This window comes from Priestia sp. SIMBA_032 (assembly GCF_046535215.1).
GTDB lineage: Bacteria > Bacillota > Bacilli > Bacillales > Bacillaceae_H > Priestia > Priestia aryabhattai.
This window is the reverse complement of sequence record NZ_JAWRXD010000532.1, coordinates 1-277: the sequence shown is the minus strand read 5'-3', so window position 1 is coordinate 277 and position 277 is coordinate 1. Positions and strand designations below refer to the sequence as shown.

Sequence of the window (277 nt, the reverse complement as noted above, 5' to 3'; positions counted from 1 at the left end):
ATCGATTAGAAAAGAAAGAACAGATGGTACTATTTTTAAATAGAAGAGGTCATTCTACATTTGTTATGTGCCGTGATTGTGGGTATGTTGTACAATGTCCGCATTGTGATATTTCATTGACATATCATAAAATGAATCATCGTTTAAAATGTCATTATTGTAGTTATGAAGAAAATATGCCAACTGAGTGTCCTGCTTGTCAAAGTACATACATTCGTTTCTTTGGTACAGGTACACAAAAGGTAGAAGAAGAAATTACAAAACTATTTCCAGAGGC

At 32.9% G+C, this 277-nt stretch carries 1 pseudogene; it reads left to right on the top strand.

The annotated features are described in order from the left end of the window. Positions 1 to 277 (top strand): annotated as a pseudogene (locus SB717_RS35420) (primosomal protein N'); the annotation flags it as partial.